Origin of the sequence: Aequorivita viscosa (genome assembly GCF_900106795.1) — a bacterium.
Taxonomy (GTDB): domain Bacteria; phylum Bacteroidota; class Bacteroidia; order Flavobacteriales; family Flavobacteriaceae; genus Aequorivita; species Aequorivita viscosa.
The window spans coordinates 26,399-41,847 of sequence record NZ_FNNS01000008.1 but is presented as its reverse complement, the minus strand read 5'-3'; the positions used below and the strand labels follow the sequence as shown (position 1 = coordinate 41,847).

The following is a 15,449-nucleotide window of genomic DNA, read 5'->3' as shown; positions in this document are numbered from 1 at the left end:
AAAACCTTCTGGAAAAAGCGTCGCCAAGAACTTAATCTTCTTATTTTTGGGGAGATTTTAAAAAAAATATTTATTTTGAAAATTATAGCAATGATCCCTGCTCGCTATGGAGCTTCAAGGTTTCCAGGTAAACTAATGCAAGATTTAGGAGGAAAGCCAGTAATAGTTAGAACATATGAAGTAACTAAAGCTACAGGCTTATTTGATGAGGTTTATGTCGTGACCGATAGTGAGGTTATTTTTGATGAAATAATCGGAAGCGGAGGTAAAGCAATTATGAGTAAGAAAGAGCACGATTGTGGTAGCGATCGAATTGCTGAAGCGGTAGAAAACATGGATATTGATATTGTGGTCAATGTTCAAGGTGATGAACCTTTTACTAGCCGTGAGGGCTTAGAGAAAGTTCTGGCTGTTTTCAATGAGCCAGATGCTGATAAAATCGACTTAGCTTCCTTGATGACTGAAATCCACGATTGGAAGGAAATTAACGATCCAAATACTGTAAAGGTTATCGTAGATAAAGACAATTTTGCGCTTTATTTCTCCCGTTCTCCCATTCCTTATCCGCGTGATAAGAATGTTGACATCCAATACTATAAGCATAAAGGTATTTATGCTTTTAGGAAAGAAGCAATTATGGATTTCTATCGCTTGCCAATGCGTTCGTTAGAAGCGGTAGAAAAAATAGAGTGTATTCGTTATCTTGAATATGGCAAGAATATTAAGATGGCTGTGTCTAATACGGTTGGGGTTGAAATAGATACTCCCGAAGATTTGGCACGTGCCAATAAACTGCTCAAGGAAAGCAAACCAAACGGCATCAATAATAAATTTCGAAATTTTCCTATGGTTCCAAAGGTTGTTTTTGGTGAGGGAAGCTTCGATCAGCTGCCATCTATTCTAGCAACTCAAAGACAAGAAAAAGCACCGTTTATATTTTTGATTGATGACGTTTTTAAGGATAATAAAGCCTTTTTAGATCGCATTACACTTCGATTCAATGATAAATTACTTTTTATCCCTACCGAAGAAGAGCCTAGAACTGCTCAGGTAGATAGCCTTGTTCAAGATATTAAAGCTGAATTCACTAAAAATCCTTCAGGAATTATTGGAATCGGAGGTGGAACGGTTATGGATCTAGCAAAAGCCGTTTCTATTATGCTTACAAATCCAGGGAGTGCTGCAGATTACCAAGGATGGGATTTGGTCGTAGAAAAAGCCGTATACCATGTTGGAATTCCAACAATATCAGGAACTGGAGCAGAAGTTTCACGCACTACCGTTCTTACAGGCCCAGTAAGAAAATTGGGTATAAATAGCGACTATACGCCCTTTGATCAAGTAATTCTTGATCCAGAATTGACTCAAGGAGTTTCTAAAAATCAATGGTTTTTTACAGGAATGGATTGCTTTATACATTGTGTGGAATCGTTGAACGGAACTTTTCTAAATGCCTTCAGTCAGAGTTATGGTGAAAAAGCTTATGACCTTTGTAAGGAAATTTTCTTAGAAGATAACCTTGCTGAAAGTGAATCAAGAGCGAAATTAATGATGGCTTCGTGGCATGGAGGAATGAGTATTGCTTATTCACAAGTAGGGGTTGCACACGCGTTGAGCTATGGATTAGGATATGTTTTAGGAATCAAACACGGTGTAGGAAACTGTATTACGTTTCAGTTTTTAGAAGAGTTCTACCCAAAAGATGTAGCTTTATTTAAAGAAATGGTGAAAAAACACAATATTGAGATTCCGCAAGGAGTGTGTAAAAACCTCACCGATGAACAAATGGACCTAATGATTGAAGTTGCCATGAGCATGATTCCTCTTTGGGAAAATGCCTTAGGTGCTGATTGGGAAAAAGTAATAACTCGTGATAAACTTAAAGCATTGTATCAAAAAATGTAATATAAATCTAAGCTCCAACTAATGGGTGTTGCTAAATTTTTATTTTATAAAATAATGGGTTGGAAAATCAAAGGAAACTTCGATCCAGCCATTAAGAAATCAGTTATTATTGTAGTTCCGCATACCAGTTGGCATGATTTTTATATCGGTGTCTTTATTCGAAAAATCCTAAAGATTAATATTAACTTTATTGCCAAATACGAACTTTTCCGTTGGCCGTTTGGAGCTTATTTTCGTTGGATGGGCGGAGTTCCTTTGGATCGTACCCCTGGACAGAACAAGGTTGAAGCTATTGCAAATATTTTTGAAGAGCGCGATGAGTTTAGATTATCACTTTCTCCCGAAGGCACGCGCAAGAAGGTTACAGAATGGAAAACAGGATATTATTACATCGCCCTTGCAGCAAAAGTGCCTATTATTTGTGTGGCTTTTGATTACGGAACAAAAGCGGTTATTATAGATAAAGCGTATTATCCAACGGGTGATATTGAAGCGGATACTAAAATATTCCGATCGTTCTTCAAAGGTGTGGTTGGTAAGAAAAAGGAATTTTGTTAAAACTATTTTGAAGTAAGGGTAATAAATATTTCTATTCATATAATTTCCTTCGGAAATACATCTATCACTCTAAAGTTAATAAAGCCTGGAAGTTTTGCCTACAGCTTAAAAATTATAATTATAGTATATTTGATGAATATTGAAATTTGTAACCTAAATAACGAACAATGATAGAACAAATAATAGGAAAATTAAAATCTGAAATAGGAGGGCAACTAACGAGTCAAACAGAACTTTCATCTGGAAATCTAGACAGTGTATTTTCAATTGTAGGCGATGTAGTAAAGTCTGAAGCAACAAAGGAGATGTTGGGCGGAAACATCTCAAGTTTAATTAACCTTTTTTCAGACAAACCAAATGATGCTGGAGCTAACAAAATACAGTCACAGATGAGTTCTGGGATTGTTGGTGAATTAATGGGCAAACTAGGAATTTCTCCAGAACAATCAAATAAAATAGTTGCAATTGCCTTACCAGCTTTGCTTAATATGATTGCAAAAAAGAAAGATGGTGACTCTAACGATGACTCCTCTTTCTTGGGCGATTTACTTGGAAATGCCGGTAGCGGTGGAATAGGAGGAATGGCAAAAGGCTTGCTAGGTGGCTTCCTAAAATAATTTCTACTCTGTTTATATAGATTAGATTACAGTGAAAAACCAAAAAACCATTCCGACTCGGAATGGTTTTTTGAGTATAGACAAAGTCTCAAAATATTATTTAATAACGCCACCGCAGGCTACTCTTCCTCCTGCATCGCCAGTTGGTTGCGATACAAAATCATCTGCTCCTTCGTGAACAATTACTGATTTTCCAAGAATGTCTTTATTATCGTCTCCACAACCAATACACCATTGGTCTGTTTCCATAGTAATACTAGCGTTTCCGTCATTATCTGCTTCTAAATTGCCAATATCTCCTTTGTGATAACCTTCGGCATCACCCCATTTTCCATGTTTTTCGTGAGTTGGATTCCAGTGTCCACCAGCCGAACTTCCATCTGGAGCACTGCAATCAGCTTTTTCGTGTATGTGAATTGCGTGTACGCCTGGCTTCAATCCTTTAAATTTTGCTTCTAGCTTTACAACGCCGTTACTTTCTGAAAAGTACACTTCACCTTGCGCAGTACTATTACTTTTAGACTCCATTAATACACTTATTGTTTTGGGAGCTTCTTTCTCATCTTGTTCTATAGTAGTTTCTATTTCTACAGATTCATTCAATTTATCGGTGCTATTAGCATCCTTGTTACTGTTGTTACAACCCACAAAAGCAAATATTAGCGAGGCTGTAAATAAAATTCCTAGTTTTTTCATTGGTAAAAAATTTTGTAGTTATTGTTGATTTTTCGGTATTAAAGGTACTATATCGATTTTGCTCAAACAAAATTTTATTAAAACCTTAGCATTACATCCTGTTATTTAACGAAAGCCTTTTATTGAGCTGTGTTTTTATTGGAACGAAAACCCTATACGAAAGATAACACCTGTAATACTAGTAATATTCAAAATCTAACTAATCAATTCGTTTGGTTAAAACTTGAGTTGCACTGGTTAATGTTTTATGAACCGGGCATCTTCCACCAATTTCTATCAGTCTTGCTTTCTGTTCTTCGGTAAGGTTGCCTTCTAATTTTATTTCTAATGAAAACGTATCGATTTTAGCCGATGAATCTTCACAATTTTTACAATCTACTGCGTGGTCTCTGGAATAGTCTACATTTACAGTAACATTGTCTACTGCCCATTTTTTACGTCTTGCGTACATTTGAATAGTCATAGCTGTACACGCTGCCAATCCTCCAGATACATACTCATAGGGAGAAGGTCCAAAGTCGTTACCTCCAAACTTTGTAGGTTCATCGGCAATTAAATTGTGGCTTCCAACTTTTAAATTAGTTGTAAATATTTGTTCGCCATCCAAGCTAGCAGTCACTTGACTTTTACTACGTATTTGTTTTTTTTCAGGAAGCTCTATGTATCTTGAAGCCCACCCAGCAATCACCTTTCCTACATATTCAGAATCTTCTTTATTGGAAAGCATGTGGTTAGCATCATCTAATGACACAAAGCTCTTTGGATGATGTGCCGATTTATAAATTTCTTCAGCGTTATCAATCCCAACAACTTTGTCGATAGGAGAGTGTAGAATTAAAAGTGCTTTTTTAAAGGTTTTAACCACTTCCTGGAGGGGTTTATTTTTAAGATCGTCTAAAAATTGTTTTTTAATAGTGAAATCTATGCCTCCTAAATTCACTTTTGCCTTTCCGTTTTGAGCTATTTCGGCCGTGCTACTTTTTAAAAGGTTGGTAACATGTGAAGGGTGGCTAGGAGAATTAATTACAGCTACAGCTTTTATCGACGAAATTCGATCTGCAGCAAAAATAGCGGCGGCTCCGCCTAATGAGTGACCAATAATTAAAGTAGGAGCTATGTATTCTTGTTCTAAAAACTGGGCAGCTTCTACAAGGTCTTCTACATTTCCAGAAAAATTGGTGTTTTCAAAATCTCCTTCACTTTCACCAAGGCCGGTAAAATCGAATCTTAGAACTCCAAACCCTTCTTGAATTAATGCGCGCCCAACATTTTTTATGGCAGTTAGGTTTTTTGTGCAAGTAAAACAGTGCGCTAATATTGCGAAGTTGTGCGGTTTTTGATCTATTGGTAGCTCTAGCCGACCAGCGAGTTCTTCCTTGTTTTTATTTTTAAAACTTACTTTGTGAATACTCATGGTTTCTTATTAAGATTATGTGATTGTAAAAAAGATTGTGGAACTGCAATAGATAAAATTTCGTGCTTAATATAAGCATTTACGGTTTCAATCTCGTTAATATATTCTCCATCTACCTGAAAAGGAACTTTTGATTTGCTGATGATTTTCGCTTTGTGCATTGAAATAACTTTGACAAAATCTGATGACATTTCTGGATTCTCCTGCGTCGTTTTCAATATTTCGAATACATCGAGATTCTTAAACACCAGAACTTCAAATTTTCCGTCATTCAATATTCCATTGGGGTTTATATTGGCTCCCGTTCCAAACTTGTTAGCATTTGCAATTGCCAGTAAAATACCAGTTTCTTTAAAAACTTCATTATCGGCTTCAATAGTAAATTCAAAAGGGAAATCAGAATTAAAAAGTGTTGGAAAGGATTGAATAAAATATCCTAATTTTCCTCGAATACCCGAATTTTCATAATTTTTAATGAGTTCTGCGTTTATTCCCAAATCTGCAATATGAAGGCACATTATATCATTTACAAAAATCACGTCAGTTTTCAATATTTCACCAGAAAGCGCAATGTTAATCTGTTCTTTGAGAGCTGTTGGAAGCCCTATATTCACTGCCATTCCATTTGCAGAACCAGCAGGAATTATACCCAAACAAATTTCTGTTCCGTAAATACAACTTGCTACTAGCGAGATAGTACCATCGCCACCAGCCACTAGTATCCGCGAAGGATTGTGATTTGCTATGAACTCAACTATAGCTTCTTTGTCGCCTTGACCAGTGGTTTTAAAAACTTCTAAATCTAGATTTTTCGCCTTAACTTCAGAGGTTACCAAATTGATTATTGGTGTTTTGTCCGAATCGCCCGCAATAGGGTTTACAACTAGTAGTATTGAATTTTCAGATTTCATTGGGATATATTGATTTTAAAATTAAGTAATTTGGAAACGATAAATCGTTAACAAATTCTCAATTGGTAAAACTCGACTTAAAATTATATCGCGGATATGTAAATAAAGAAGAATTAATTGTATTTGGGCACGTATTTCAGTCGTGGTCGCCAGATCATTACAGTTTGGATCGAAAAGGAATTAAGCACGCCGTTTCAATTATTCATATGTTCCGGATAAAACCTCTGAATAATGTGCCTGTTACCTTAAAGTTTAGAGGTTTGGAAGTAACCACAAAAACTATGGATGACGGTTATTTTCGTTTCACAATTCCTTATAATAAGGAGCTAGAGCCTGGGTGGCATCCATATCAAGTGGTTTGTAAAATATATGACTTTGGAATTGTTGAATGCGCAGAACTTTTAAAGCCTTTTGAAAGCAAACTAGGAGTAATTTCTGACATTGATGATACGTTTTTAGTATCGCACAGTGGTAATTTTTTTAAGAAGCTATACGTACTGCTTCTTAAAAATATAAACAAACGAAAAGTTTTTGAGGACGTAGTACCTCATTATCAATTTTTAAGTAAGGCAGGACAGGAGAGTGCCCAAGCGTCCAATTCATTTTTTTACGTTTCCAGCAGCGAATATAATTTATATGAATTTATCGATTCATTTATTAGAATTCATGAACTTCCAAAAGGAGTTATGAAATTGAAGAAAATTAAAAAAGGAATTTCTGATTTTCTATTTACAGGAAGAGGAAGTCACGATCATAAGTTTGAAAAAATTAAAGACATTATCGGATTTTATCCTACTTTACAATATGTTTTATTGGGAGACGATTCTCAAAAAGATCCTTATTTGTATGAGCGCGTTGTGAAAAATTTCCCACTTAATATTAAAGCCATTTACATTCGTCAAACCACACATAAAAAAAAGAGAAAGGTTGAAAAGGTTTTAGAAAACATTAAATCTATGGATGTGGCAATTTGCTATTTTAAAGATAGTAGCGAAGCAATTGCGCACTCAAAAAAAATGGGCATTGCCTAAACGCCAATAGGCTAAAATTTTACTTCTTGAGTTTTGATATTAGTTTAACGTTTCAGCTTTTATTTTAAACAAAGATTACACTATTTTTAAAAAATGAACTACAAAGCAAATAAGAGCGGATTTGTTTTCACCAAACACATTCCTCAAGATCAATCACCATTCGAAAAATTATTTGATGTTTTTCAAGAATTAATTACCCATACTGCGGGCGATTTTGATGAAGCCATGGATTGGTTGCAACAATTGGATGAAGAATACAAGTTAACAACCGAAGATTATACCTTGGAAGACTTTGTTGAGGATTTAAAAAAGAAAGGGTATTTGCGTGAAGAGGTTAAACCCGATGGAAAAAACGGACTGGCAATTACAGAAAAAACCGAACGCGCATTACGAAAAAAAGCCTTAGAGCAAATCTTCGGAAAACTTCGAAAAAGCGGTGCCGGAAACCATAAAACGAAATTTACGGGCAGGGGGGATGAGCAAGCAGGAGAATTTAGAAATTATCGGTTTGGTGACTCTTTAGAACAAATTTCAATGACCGAAAGTCTAAAAAATGCTCAAATAAATCACGGAATTGGCGAGTTTACACTTTCTGAAAACGATTTAGTTGTCGAGGAAACGATGTACAAAACTCAAATGAGCACTGTATTAATGATTGATATTAGCCATAGTATGATTTTGTATGGTGAAGACAGAATTACACCCGCCAAAAAAGTGGCTATGGCACTCTCCGAATTTATTGCTACACGTTACCCCAAAGATTCATTAGATATTTTAGTATTTGGAAATGATGCTTGGCCTATTAAATTAAAGGATTTACCTTATTTAAAAGTGGGACCTTATCATACCAATACAGTGGCTGGGCTTCAATTAGCAATGGATATGTTGCGTCGGAAAAAAAATACAAACAAACAGATTTTTATGATAACAGATGGTAAGCCTAGTTGTATTCAGTTGCCAGATGGTCGTTATTATAAAAATAGTATGGGTTTAGATCCTTATATTGTTGAAAAATGCTATTCTATGGCTGCTCAAGCAAGGAAGCTTCACATTCCAATTACTACATTTATGATTGCCGAAGATCCGTATTTAATGCAGTTTGTTGAGCATTTTACGGCTGCCAACAAAGGCAAAGCATTTTATACAGGATTAAGAGGACTGGGTGAAATGATTTTTAGTGATTATGAAACGAATAGAACAAAACGAATTAGATAGAGACAGGTCGCGTACAGACAGGTCGCATAGAGACAGGTCGTGACCTGTCTGTACTCGCGTAGAGTACCATTAAAAAAAAATAGCATGAAAATAGAAAACATAAAAACATTCGGTGAACTCAAAAGAGCGGGTTACCAGCCAAAATCAATCAAGGAAGAATTACGTAGAAATTTACTTCAGAAAATATTGAAGAAGGAGCCTTCGTTTGTGGGTATCCATGGTTATGAACTGACAGTCATTCCAGAATTGGAACGTGCGATTCTTTCAAAACACAATATTAATTTGCTCGGACTTCGCGGGCAGGCAAAAACGCGATTGGCGCGCCAGATGGTGGGCTTGTTAGACGAATACATTCCAATTGTAGAAGGGAGTGAAGTGAATGACGATCCCTTTGCACCAATTTCCCGTTATGCGAAAAACCTAATGGAAGAAAAAGGAGATGACACACCAATAGACTGGTTGCACCGTAATAGTCGTTTTTCAGAAAAATTAGCCACACCCGATGTAACAGTGGCCGATATTATTGGCGATGTTGATCCTATAAAGGCAGCAAACCTAAAATTGAATTATGCCGATGATCGTGTAATTCATTTCGGGATGATTCCTCGAAGTAACCGTTGTATTTTTGTTATAAATGAATTACCAGATTTGCAACCCAGAATTCAGGTGGCACTTTTTAATATTCTTCAGGAAGGTGATGTACAGATTCGCGGATTTGCATTGCGATTGCCATTAGATATTCAATTTGTATTTACAGCAAACCCCGAAGACTACACAAACAGAGGTAGCATCGTAACGCCGCTAAAAGATAGGATTGGCTCACAAATATTAACGCACTACCCCGACGATATAACAACTGCCAGAGCGATTACCGAACAAGAAACAGCAGAAGCTATGGAGGAAAAATCGAATATTTATGTTCCAGATTTAGCTCGGGATATTTTAGAACAGATAAGTTTTGAAGCACGCGAAAATGATTTTATAGATGCCAAAAGTGGGGTTAGTGCACGTATGAGTATTACTGCCTTCGAAAACCTAATAAGTACTGCCGAAAGAAGAGGACTACAAAACGGCGACGAAAAAACTACAGTGAGATTAGGCGATTTTGTAGGCGTAGTGCCTGCAATTACAGGAAAGGTAGAATTGGTTTATGAAGGAGAACAAGAAGGGGTTTCGCAAGTTGCCCAGCAATTAATTGTGGATGCGGTAAACACAATATTCTTACAAAAGTTTCCTAAAATTGAAAAACTCAGCAAGCAGGATGATCAAGATCCGTATGCCGAAATTGTTGCGTGGTTCTTTGAAGAAAATGATTTCGAATTGCTCGACGCATATTCAGATTCTGAATACAAAAATGAATTGGATAGAATAATTCCATTGCAGCAACTAATAGACAAATATCAACCCGAGACCACAAAAGAGGATAGTTATTTCCTTAAAGAAGTAATTCTTTGGGCTTTAGCCGAAAATAAAAAGTTAAGTAGAATGAGTTTGGGAAATGGGCTACATTTTAGAGATTTGTATGGTAGTTTTATTAGCGGGCTGTAATAGCTTATAATAAAATTTAGAAGAGAAAAATAGTTAATCACAAATTGTTAATTGGTTAAAAAGCAAATCCATCTGCATTATGAAAATAGTTTCTTGGAATATAAATGGTATTAGGGCAATAATAAAAAAAGACTTCTTTGAAGATATTTCAAAAATAGAACCTGATATTATATGTCTTCAAGAAACAAAGGCGCAAGATGCTGAGGTTGAAAAAGCGTTGGCAGATCTAACCCAATATCATCAGTTTTTTAACTCGGCAGAGCAAAAGGGATATTCGGGAACAGCAATTTTGAGTAAGACTAAACCACTCTCAGTTACAAACGACATGGGAGTGGCAGAACACGATACAGAAGGAAGGGTGCAATGTGCCGAATTTGAAGATTTTTATTTGGTCAATGTTTATGTGCCTAATTCAGGTCAAAAATTGGAGCGGTTAGATTATAGAAAAAAGTGGGATAAAGACTTCCGTAATTACCTAAAAAATCTTGAAAAATCAAAACCCGTTATTCTTTGTGGGGATTTAAATGTGGCGCACAGAGCAATAGACCTTAAAAACGATAAATCTAATTACAATAAAACTGCAGGGTACACCCAAATAGAAATTGATGGTATGGATAATCTAATTAACGCTGGTTTTGTAGATACGTTTCGGCATTTTCATCCAGAGGAGGTGGCCTATACCTATTGGAGTTATCGATTTAAATCTCGTGAGCGCAACACTGGCTGGCGGATAGACTATTTCCTTGTAAGCAAATCCTTAATAGAAAAGATAAAGAACGTGGAAATTCTATCTCAGTATTACGGCTCTGACCATTGCCCTGTACAGTTGGAAACGAGTTTTTAGTGAGTCAGTTTGGAGTAGTCAGTTTTCAGTCGTAGCCGCAGTCATCAGTATAAATTGGTGATATGTATTTGGTTTTCAGTTTTGAGAAAGGAAAGTAAAATTTATTTTTCATAACTTATAACTTATAAATCATTTACTCAATAAAAAACTTCACTTCCAACTTCTTAAATTTATTTTTGCATCTTTATAGGCATCTAAAGCCCTAATATGCGGTGGAACCTAATATTGTTTGTTTTCTTTCTTTCAACTACTGTTTCGGCACAAATTGTCGGAAACATTACAAACACTGCAGGTGAGCCTTTGTCGTATGTAACCATTTATCTTCAGAAAAGCTATTCTGGAACTTCTTCAAATGATGACGGAGATTATTCGTTAACGCTGCCAAAAACTCAAAAATACAATGAATATAAAATCAGTTTCAAGGCTTTGGGTTACAAAACAGTTTCATATAACATTGCTCCAACGTCATTTCCATACGTTCTAAATGTAGTTTTAGAAGAAGAAACCACAGCATTAGATGAAGTAGTGCTGAGTTCAGAAGAAGACCCGGCTTATCGCATCATTCGAAAAACCGTCGAAAAACAGAAAGAAAATCTTAAGAACTTAAGCGAGTACACAGCTCATTTTTACTCTAGAGGCATGTTGAAAATGAAAAACGTGCCTGAAAAATTATTCGGTCAAAAAATAAGTGATTTTGAAGGTTCGTTAGATTCTACTCGTTCGGGAAGTATTTATCTAGCTGAAAACATTTCAGAAATATCCTTCCAAAAACCAGATAAGTTTATAGAAAAAATAATAGCAAGCAACGAAATAGGGAACGACAACGGTTTTCGCATTAACAATGCCGAAAGTTTGAATTTTTCGTTTTATGAAGATAATGTGGTTTTCAGGATACCGTTACTGTCTCCTATAGCTAGCACTGCGTTACATTATTATAAGTACAAACTTGAAGGCGTTTTTTATGAAGGGTCTAAATTGATTAATAAAATTCAAGTAATTCCACGACGACCCTATGAAAGAGTTTGGCAAGGCTATATTTATATTGTCGAAAACGATTGGCAATTATACGGCGTAGATCTTTACACTACGGGCAGTGAGCTTCAGATTCCATTCTTTAATACATTAGAAGTGAAACAGAGCTTTAAGTTTGATGTAGAAAATAACTTTTGGGTAAAAATGCTGCAAACCATTGAGTTTGATTTTGGCCTATTGGGAATTGATGGTGAAGGTAGTGCGCTCGGTGTTTATAGCAATTACAATTTTACCCCCAAATTCGATAAAAATTCTTTTACGAATGAAGTAATCTCTTTTCTTCCTCAGGCCTACGATAGAGATAACAAATTTTGGAAAGAAATGCGCCCAGTACCTTTGTCTGCAGAAGAATCATTTGATTATATAAGAAGAGAGAAAATTCAAGATTTACGTCAAACAAAGCCCTATTTAGATTCGTTGGATGATGTGGGTAATAAACCAGATTTACTTAGCCCTTTCTTTGGTTATAAATATCAAAATTTATACGAACAATGGTTTTTTAACTATGAAGGCTTGCTACCAGTAATTAATTTCAACACCGTACAAGGTTGGAATGATAATGTAGCGCTTAGTTTTAATAAATGGTACAATAAAAAGCGTACCAATACCCTTACTGCCAAACTAGTTGGAAATTATGGGCTTTCGGAAGATCGATTTAGAGTAAATGGTAGTGTAATTCGTGTTTTTAACCAAGTGAATAAGCAGACAATTGCTATTTCGGGAGGAAGTAAGCCTACACAATTTAACGATTCTAAACCAATTTCACCTATTAAGAATACTGTTTCAACGCTTCTTTATGAGAATAACCATATGAAGCTGTATGAACTTAATTTTGCACAAATAGCATACGGACAGGAGGTTTTTAATGGTTTACATTTATATGGACGTGTGAGTTATGAAAACAGACAGCCGTTGTTTAACAATTCCGATTACGTTTTTATACAGCATAAAAACCAGCACTATACCAGTAACGATCCGTTGGCACCAGATAATTTTAATAGTGCGGCTATTGAAGAACACAATATTTTAAAAAGTAAATTTCGAATTAAAATAAACTTTGCACAGCAATATTTCTCTAATCCAGATTACCGATACAGCGTAGATAATGAAAAATATCCTGAATTTAATTTAGTGGTAACCAACGGAAGTTTTCCATCTAAAAAACAATATGAATTTACACAATTTGAAGGAAGGCTAGGGCAGTCAGTTACTTTCGGAAATAAGGGAAGCTTTTCATATTTATTTAAAGGTGGTGGCTTTGTAAATAGCGATGGAATTTCCTTTGTCGATTTCAAGCATTTTAACGGAGATGAAACTTGGTTAGGAACAACCAGAACATATATAAATATATTCAATCTTTTGCACAGTTACGAATACAGTACCAGACAAGCCTATTTTGAAGGACACCTTGAACATAACTTCCGTGGGTGGATATTAGGTAAAATCCCAGGAATCAATACGCTTAACCTAAACTTAGTTGTAGGTGCGCATTATTTAAGTATTGAGGAACGAAAACCTTACTCCGAATTTTCTGTGGGTCTAGATAACATCGGGATTGGAAAATTCAGAATGGTTCGTGTAGATTATGTTCGCTCTTTTTACAGCGGAAAGAGCGACAGCGAAATTGTACTCGGTTTAAAGTTCTTAAATATTCTGGGAATATAGGTTGAAGCTTGTAAAGTGTTATTCCAAATGGTAAGGTGAGACCTTTGGCTGCGCTCAGGGTAAACAAAGGTCGACTCCCCTATGGTTAAAACCATTTCAATTTTTAAATGCAAATTACTTTTTCCGTTTCATTTCGTCTTTGATTAGAATTTGATACAAGAGGTAAAGTCCGATAATTGCAGCGATAATAAATAGAAAAAAGGCAAAGGCAGGATAGCCGCCAATAGTCCAAGAGCTGGGCACACGCACTAACATTGCGGCACCTACAATTAGCGCAGCAATAATTAAACCTGCCGTTATTCGGTTTGCTACTTTCTGAAAGGCTTCAGTAAAACGATGCTCATCTATAGCATCAACTTTTACTCGAATCTTATTTTCAGCTAAGTTTTCTGTAAATTTATTGAGTCGAAAGGGAAGGTTTTCAGTCAGTTCTTTCATTTCTAAGAACAACTCCATCAAATTTGCTGGTTTCAGGTTGTCTTTCATTCGCTTTTGCATCAACAAATGCACATACTCCTTAACCGTGTTGTGCATATCGTACTCAGGGCTAAGGTGCGCAACAATCTGATCCATATTTAATAATATTTTCCCAAGTATATTAAGTTCAACAGGAATATGAATCCCTTCTTTTGCGGCTATTTGATTAATTTCGATAATCGTTCTTCCAGTTTGTAAATCCTTTGCCTTTTGGTTTTCACTTTCTTGCACTTTTCGAGCAATCATTTTTCTAAAAAGGTCTAAGTCCACATCATTTTCATTATACGTGCTAATAGAGAGTAAAATATTCGTTACTCGTGCACTGTCGTAATTGCTTAGGCCAATCATTAATTTTAAAATCGTTTCCTGCAATTCATCGCTAAACTTGGCTACCATTCCCAAGTCCATTAAAGCTATTTTTGTGTCTGGAGTGAGATATACATTGCCCGGATGCGGATCTGCATGTGCAAATCCGTCTACAATTATTTGACTTAGGTATGCTTTAACCAAGTCGTCTACCAGCGGTTCGAGATTAACTTCCAATCGTTTTAGTGGAGAGATTTTGGTTATTTTTCCACCTTCCACAAATTCCATTGTGAGTACGCGCGATGAGCAATAGTCGTTTATAGGCGCAGGAATAAAGATATTAGGGAAATCTTGAAGATTGCTTTTTAACGTGCTGAGGTTTTGTGCTTCCAAGGTATAATCCAATTCTTTTAAAAGAATATAACGCAACTCTTCAATAACGTCGTGAACAGCATAGTTTCGAGCAGTTTCACTAAATTTTTCAGCCTTTTCAGACAATGCCATTAAAGCATCTAAATCCTCTATAAACCGTTTTCGAATTCCAGGTCGTTGTATTTTTACTGCCACAACTTTCCCCGAATGCATAACGGCTTTATGAACTTGCCCAATGGAGGCACTCGCTAACGGTTCTTTTTCAAAAGAAGCAAAAGCTTTGGAAATACGTACACCAATTTCTTCTCTGAAAATTTGTTCTATTACTTGATAATCTACTACTTCTACATCGTCTTGGAGGGTAGCTAAAGCTTTCATAAAGTGGGGCGGAAGCAAATCTGGACGGGTAGAAAGTAATTGCCCTAATTTTACATAGGTAGGTCCCATTGCTTTTAAATCTTCTGCTAGTTCTTCAGGGCTGTCACCAAATTCATCAGGCTTATTATCATTATCAGACCCTGAAACTTGTTCTTCCGGAATGGAAAACACATCACTATTCCAATATTTAATCATAAACTGAAAAAAGCGAAGGTATTTATCGTACTGATCTGGCAATAGACTCATAATGTAGTTTTTCCTGAAAGCTACGAAAAATCTTGTGTTATAGAATTAACTTTAATTAAATTATAGCATTTCCGGCTCGGAGTGGTATAAAAAATTATGTTTTTACTGGCTATTCTAGATGTCAAGTTGAGTGCTTCGACTGCGCGCTGGATAAACCGAGGTCAAACCCTGCATAGTCGTAACGAAATAATGTTTAACATCATTGTCGTTCCAAAACATGAAGCACTTGTTATA

At 35.9% G+C, this 15,449-nt stretch carries 12 protein-coding genes and 1 pseudogene; 9 read left to right on the top strand and 4 right to left on the bottom strand.

Going from position 1 to position 15,449, the window contains the following annotated elements:
- Positions 1–90: 90 nt before the first annotated feature.
- From kdsB to BLW28_RS06230, 4 genes and pseudogenes are all read left to right on the top strand, one after another.
- Positions 91–801 (top strand): annotated as a pseudogene (kdsB, locus tag BLW28_RS15980) (3-deoxy-manno-octulosonate cytidylyltransferase); the annotation flags it as partial.
- A 45-nt stretch (positions 802–846) separates the two neighbouring features.
- Positions 847–1,905, top strand: a complete 1,059-nt coding sequence (locus tag BLW28_RS15975; protein ID WP_234946450.1) for an iron-containing alcohol dehydrogenase family protein — start codon at positions 847–849, stop codon at positions 1,903–1,905.
- 21 nt (positions 1,906–1,926) lie between these two features.
- Entirely contained in the window at positions 1,927–2,463 is a 537-nt protein-coding gene (locus tag BLW28_RS06235; RefSeq protein WP_073216582.1) for a 1-acyl-sn-glycerol-3-phosphate acyltransferase, read from the top strand.
- A 167-nt stretch (positions 2,464–2,630) separates the two neighbouring features.
- Entirely contained in the window at positions 2,631–3,080 is a 450-nt protein-coding gene (locus BLW28_RS06230) for a hypothetical protein (RefSeq protein ID WP_073216579.1), read from the top strand.
- 96 nt (positions 3,081–3,176) lie between these two features.
- On the opposite strand, the gene BLW28_RS06225 is transcribed toward BLW28_RS06230, so the two are convergent.
- The 3 genes from BLW28_RS06225 to BLW28_RS06215 form a co-directional block, all read right to left on the bottom strand.
- On the bottom strand, positions 3,177–3,776 hold the full coding sequence (locus BLW28_RS06225; RefSeq protein WP_073216576.1) for a superoxide dismutase family protein: 600 nt from the start codon (positions 3,774–3,776) through the stop codon (positions 3,177–3,179).
- A 199-nt stretch (positions 3,777–3,975) separates the two neighbouring features.
- The gene (locus tag BLW28_RS06220; protein ID WP_073216572.1) at positions 3,976–5,190 is read right to left on the bottom strand and encodes a bifunctional alpha/beta hydrolase/OsmC family protein; all 1,215 of its coding nucleotides are present in this window, start codon (positions 5,188–5,190) and stop codon (positions 3,976–3,978) included.
- Positions 5,187–6,101, bottom strand: a complete 915-nt coding sequence (locus BLW28_RS06215; protein WP_073216569.1) for a diacylglycerol/lipid kinase family protein — start codon at positions 6,099–6,101, stop codon at positions 5,187–5,189. The genes BLW28_RS06220 and BLW28_RS06215 overlap by 4 nt, the downstream gene beginning before the upstream one ends.
- A 62-nt stretch (positions 6,102–6,163) precedes the next feature.
- Here BLW28_RS06215 and BLW28_RS06210 point away from each other — a divergent pair, with 62 nt between their 5' ends.
- From BLW28_RS06210 to BLW28_RS06190, 5 genes are all read left to right on the top strand, one after another.
- Positions 6,164–7,132 (top strand): App1 family protein, encoded by a 969-nt coding sequence (locus tag BLW28_RS06210; RefSeq protein ID WP_073216566.1) that lies wholly within the window; start codon positions 6,164–6,166, stop codon positions 7,130–7,132.
- Positions 7,133–7,225: 93 nt separating this feature from the next.
- Positions 7,226–8,347, top strand: coding sequence for a vWA domain-containing protein (locus tag BLW28_RS06205; RefSeq protein WP_073216563.1), 1,122 nt, complete (start codon positions 7,226–7,228; stop codon positions 8,345–8,347).
- 84 nt (positions 8,348–8,431) lie between these two features.
- Positions 8,432–9,895 (top strand): magnesium chelatase, encoded by a 1,464-nt coding sequence (locus BLW28_RS06200; RefSeq protein WP_073216561.1) that lies wholly within the window; start codon positions 8,432–8,434, stop codon positions 9,893–9,895.
- Between the two features lie 79 nt (positions 9,896–9,974).
- Positions 9,975–10,739, top strand: a complete 765-nt coding sequence (locus tag BLW28_RS06195; RefSeq protein WP_073216558.1) for an exodeoxyribonuclease III — start codon at positions 9,975–9,977, stop codon at positions 10,737–10,739.
- A gap of 207 nt (positions 10,740–10,946) precedes the next feature.
- Positions 10,947–13,436, top strand: a complete 2,490-nt coding sequence (locus tag BLW28_RS06190) for a DUF5686 family protein (protein ID WP_073216556.1) — start codon at positions 10,947–10,949, stop codon at positions 13,434–13,436.
- A gap of 114 nt (positions 13,437–13,550) precedes the next feature.
- On the opposite strand, the gene BLW28_RS06185 is transcribed toward BLW28_RS06190, so the two are convergent.
- Positions 13,551–15,215, bottom strand: a complete 1,665-nt coding sequence (locus BLW28_RS06185; RefSeq protein WP_073216552.1) for an ABC1 kinase family protein — start codon at positions 15,213–15,215, stop codon at positions 13,551–13,553.
- Positions 15,216–15,449: the final 234 nt, after the last annotated feature.

Excerpts from the sequence above, each read along its gene's own strand:
- BLW28_RS06205 (WP_073216563.1), top strand. The coding sequence starts at position 7,226 with ATGAACTACAAAGCAAATAAGAGCGGATTTGTTTTCACCAAACACATT.
- BLW28_RS06225 (WP_073216576.1), bottom strand. The coding sequence starts at position 3,776 with ATGAAAAAACTAGGAATTTTATTTACAGCCTCGCTAATATTTGCTTTT.
- BLW28_RS15975 (WP_234946450.1), top strand. The coding sequence starts at position 847 with ATGGTTCCAAAGGTTGTTTTTGGTGAGGGAAGCTTCGATCAGCTGCCA.
- BLW28_RS06185 (WP_073216552.1), bottom strand. The coding sequence starts at position 15,215 with ATGAGTCTATTGCCAGATCAGTACGATAAATACCTTCGCTTTTTTCAG.
- BLW28_RS06220 (WP_073216572.1), bottom strand. The coding sequence starts at position 5,190 with ATGAGTATTCACAAAGTAAGTTTTAAAAATAAAAACAAGGAAGAACTC.
- BLW28_RS06195 (WP_073216558.1), top strand. The coding sequence starts at position 9,975 with ATGAAAATAGTTTCTTGGAATATAAATGGTATTAGGGCAATAATAAAA.
- BLW28_RS06215 (WP_073216569.1), bottom strand. The coding sequence starts at position 6,101 with ATGAAATCTGAAAATTCAATACTACTAGTTGTAAACCCTATTGCGGGC.
- BLW28_RS06230 (WP_073216579.1), top strand. The coding sequence starts at position 2,631 with ATGATAGAACAAATAATAGGAAAATTAAAATCTGAAATAGGAGGGCAA.
- BLW28_RS06200 (WP_073216561.1), top strand. The coding sequence starts at position 8,432 with ATGAAAATAGAAAACATAAAAACATTCGGTGAACTCAAAAGAGCGGGT.
- BLW28_RS06235 (WP_073216582.1), top strand. The coding sequence starts at position 1,927 with ATGGGTGTTGCTAAATTTTTATTTTATAAAATAATGGGTTGGAAAATC.
- BLW28_RS06190 (WP_073216556.1), top strand. The coding sequence starts at position 10,947 with ATGCGGTGGAACCTAATATTGTTTGTTTTCTTTCTTTCAACTACTGTT.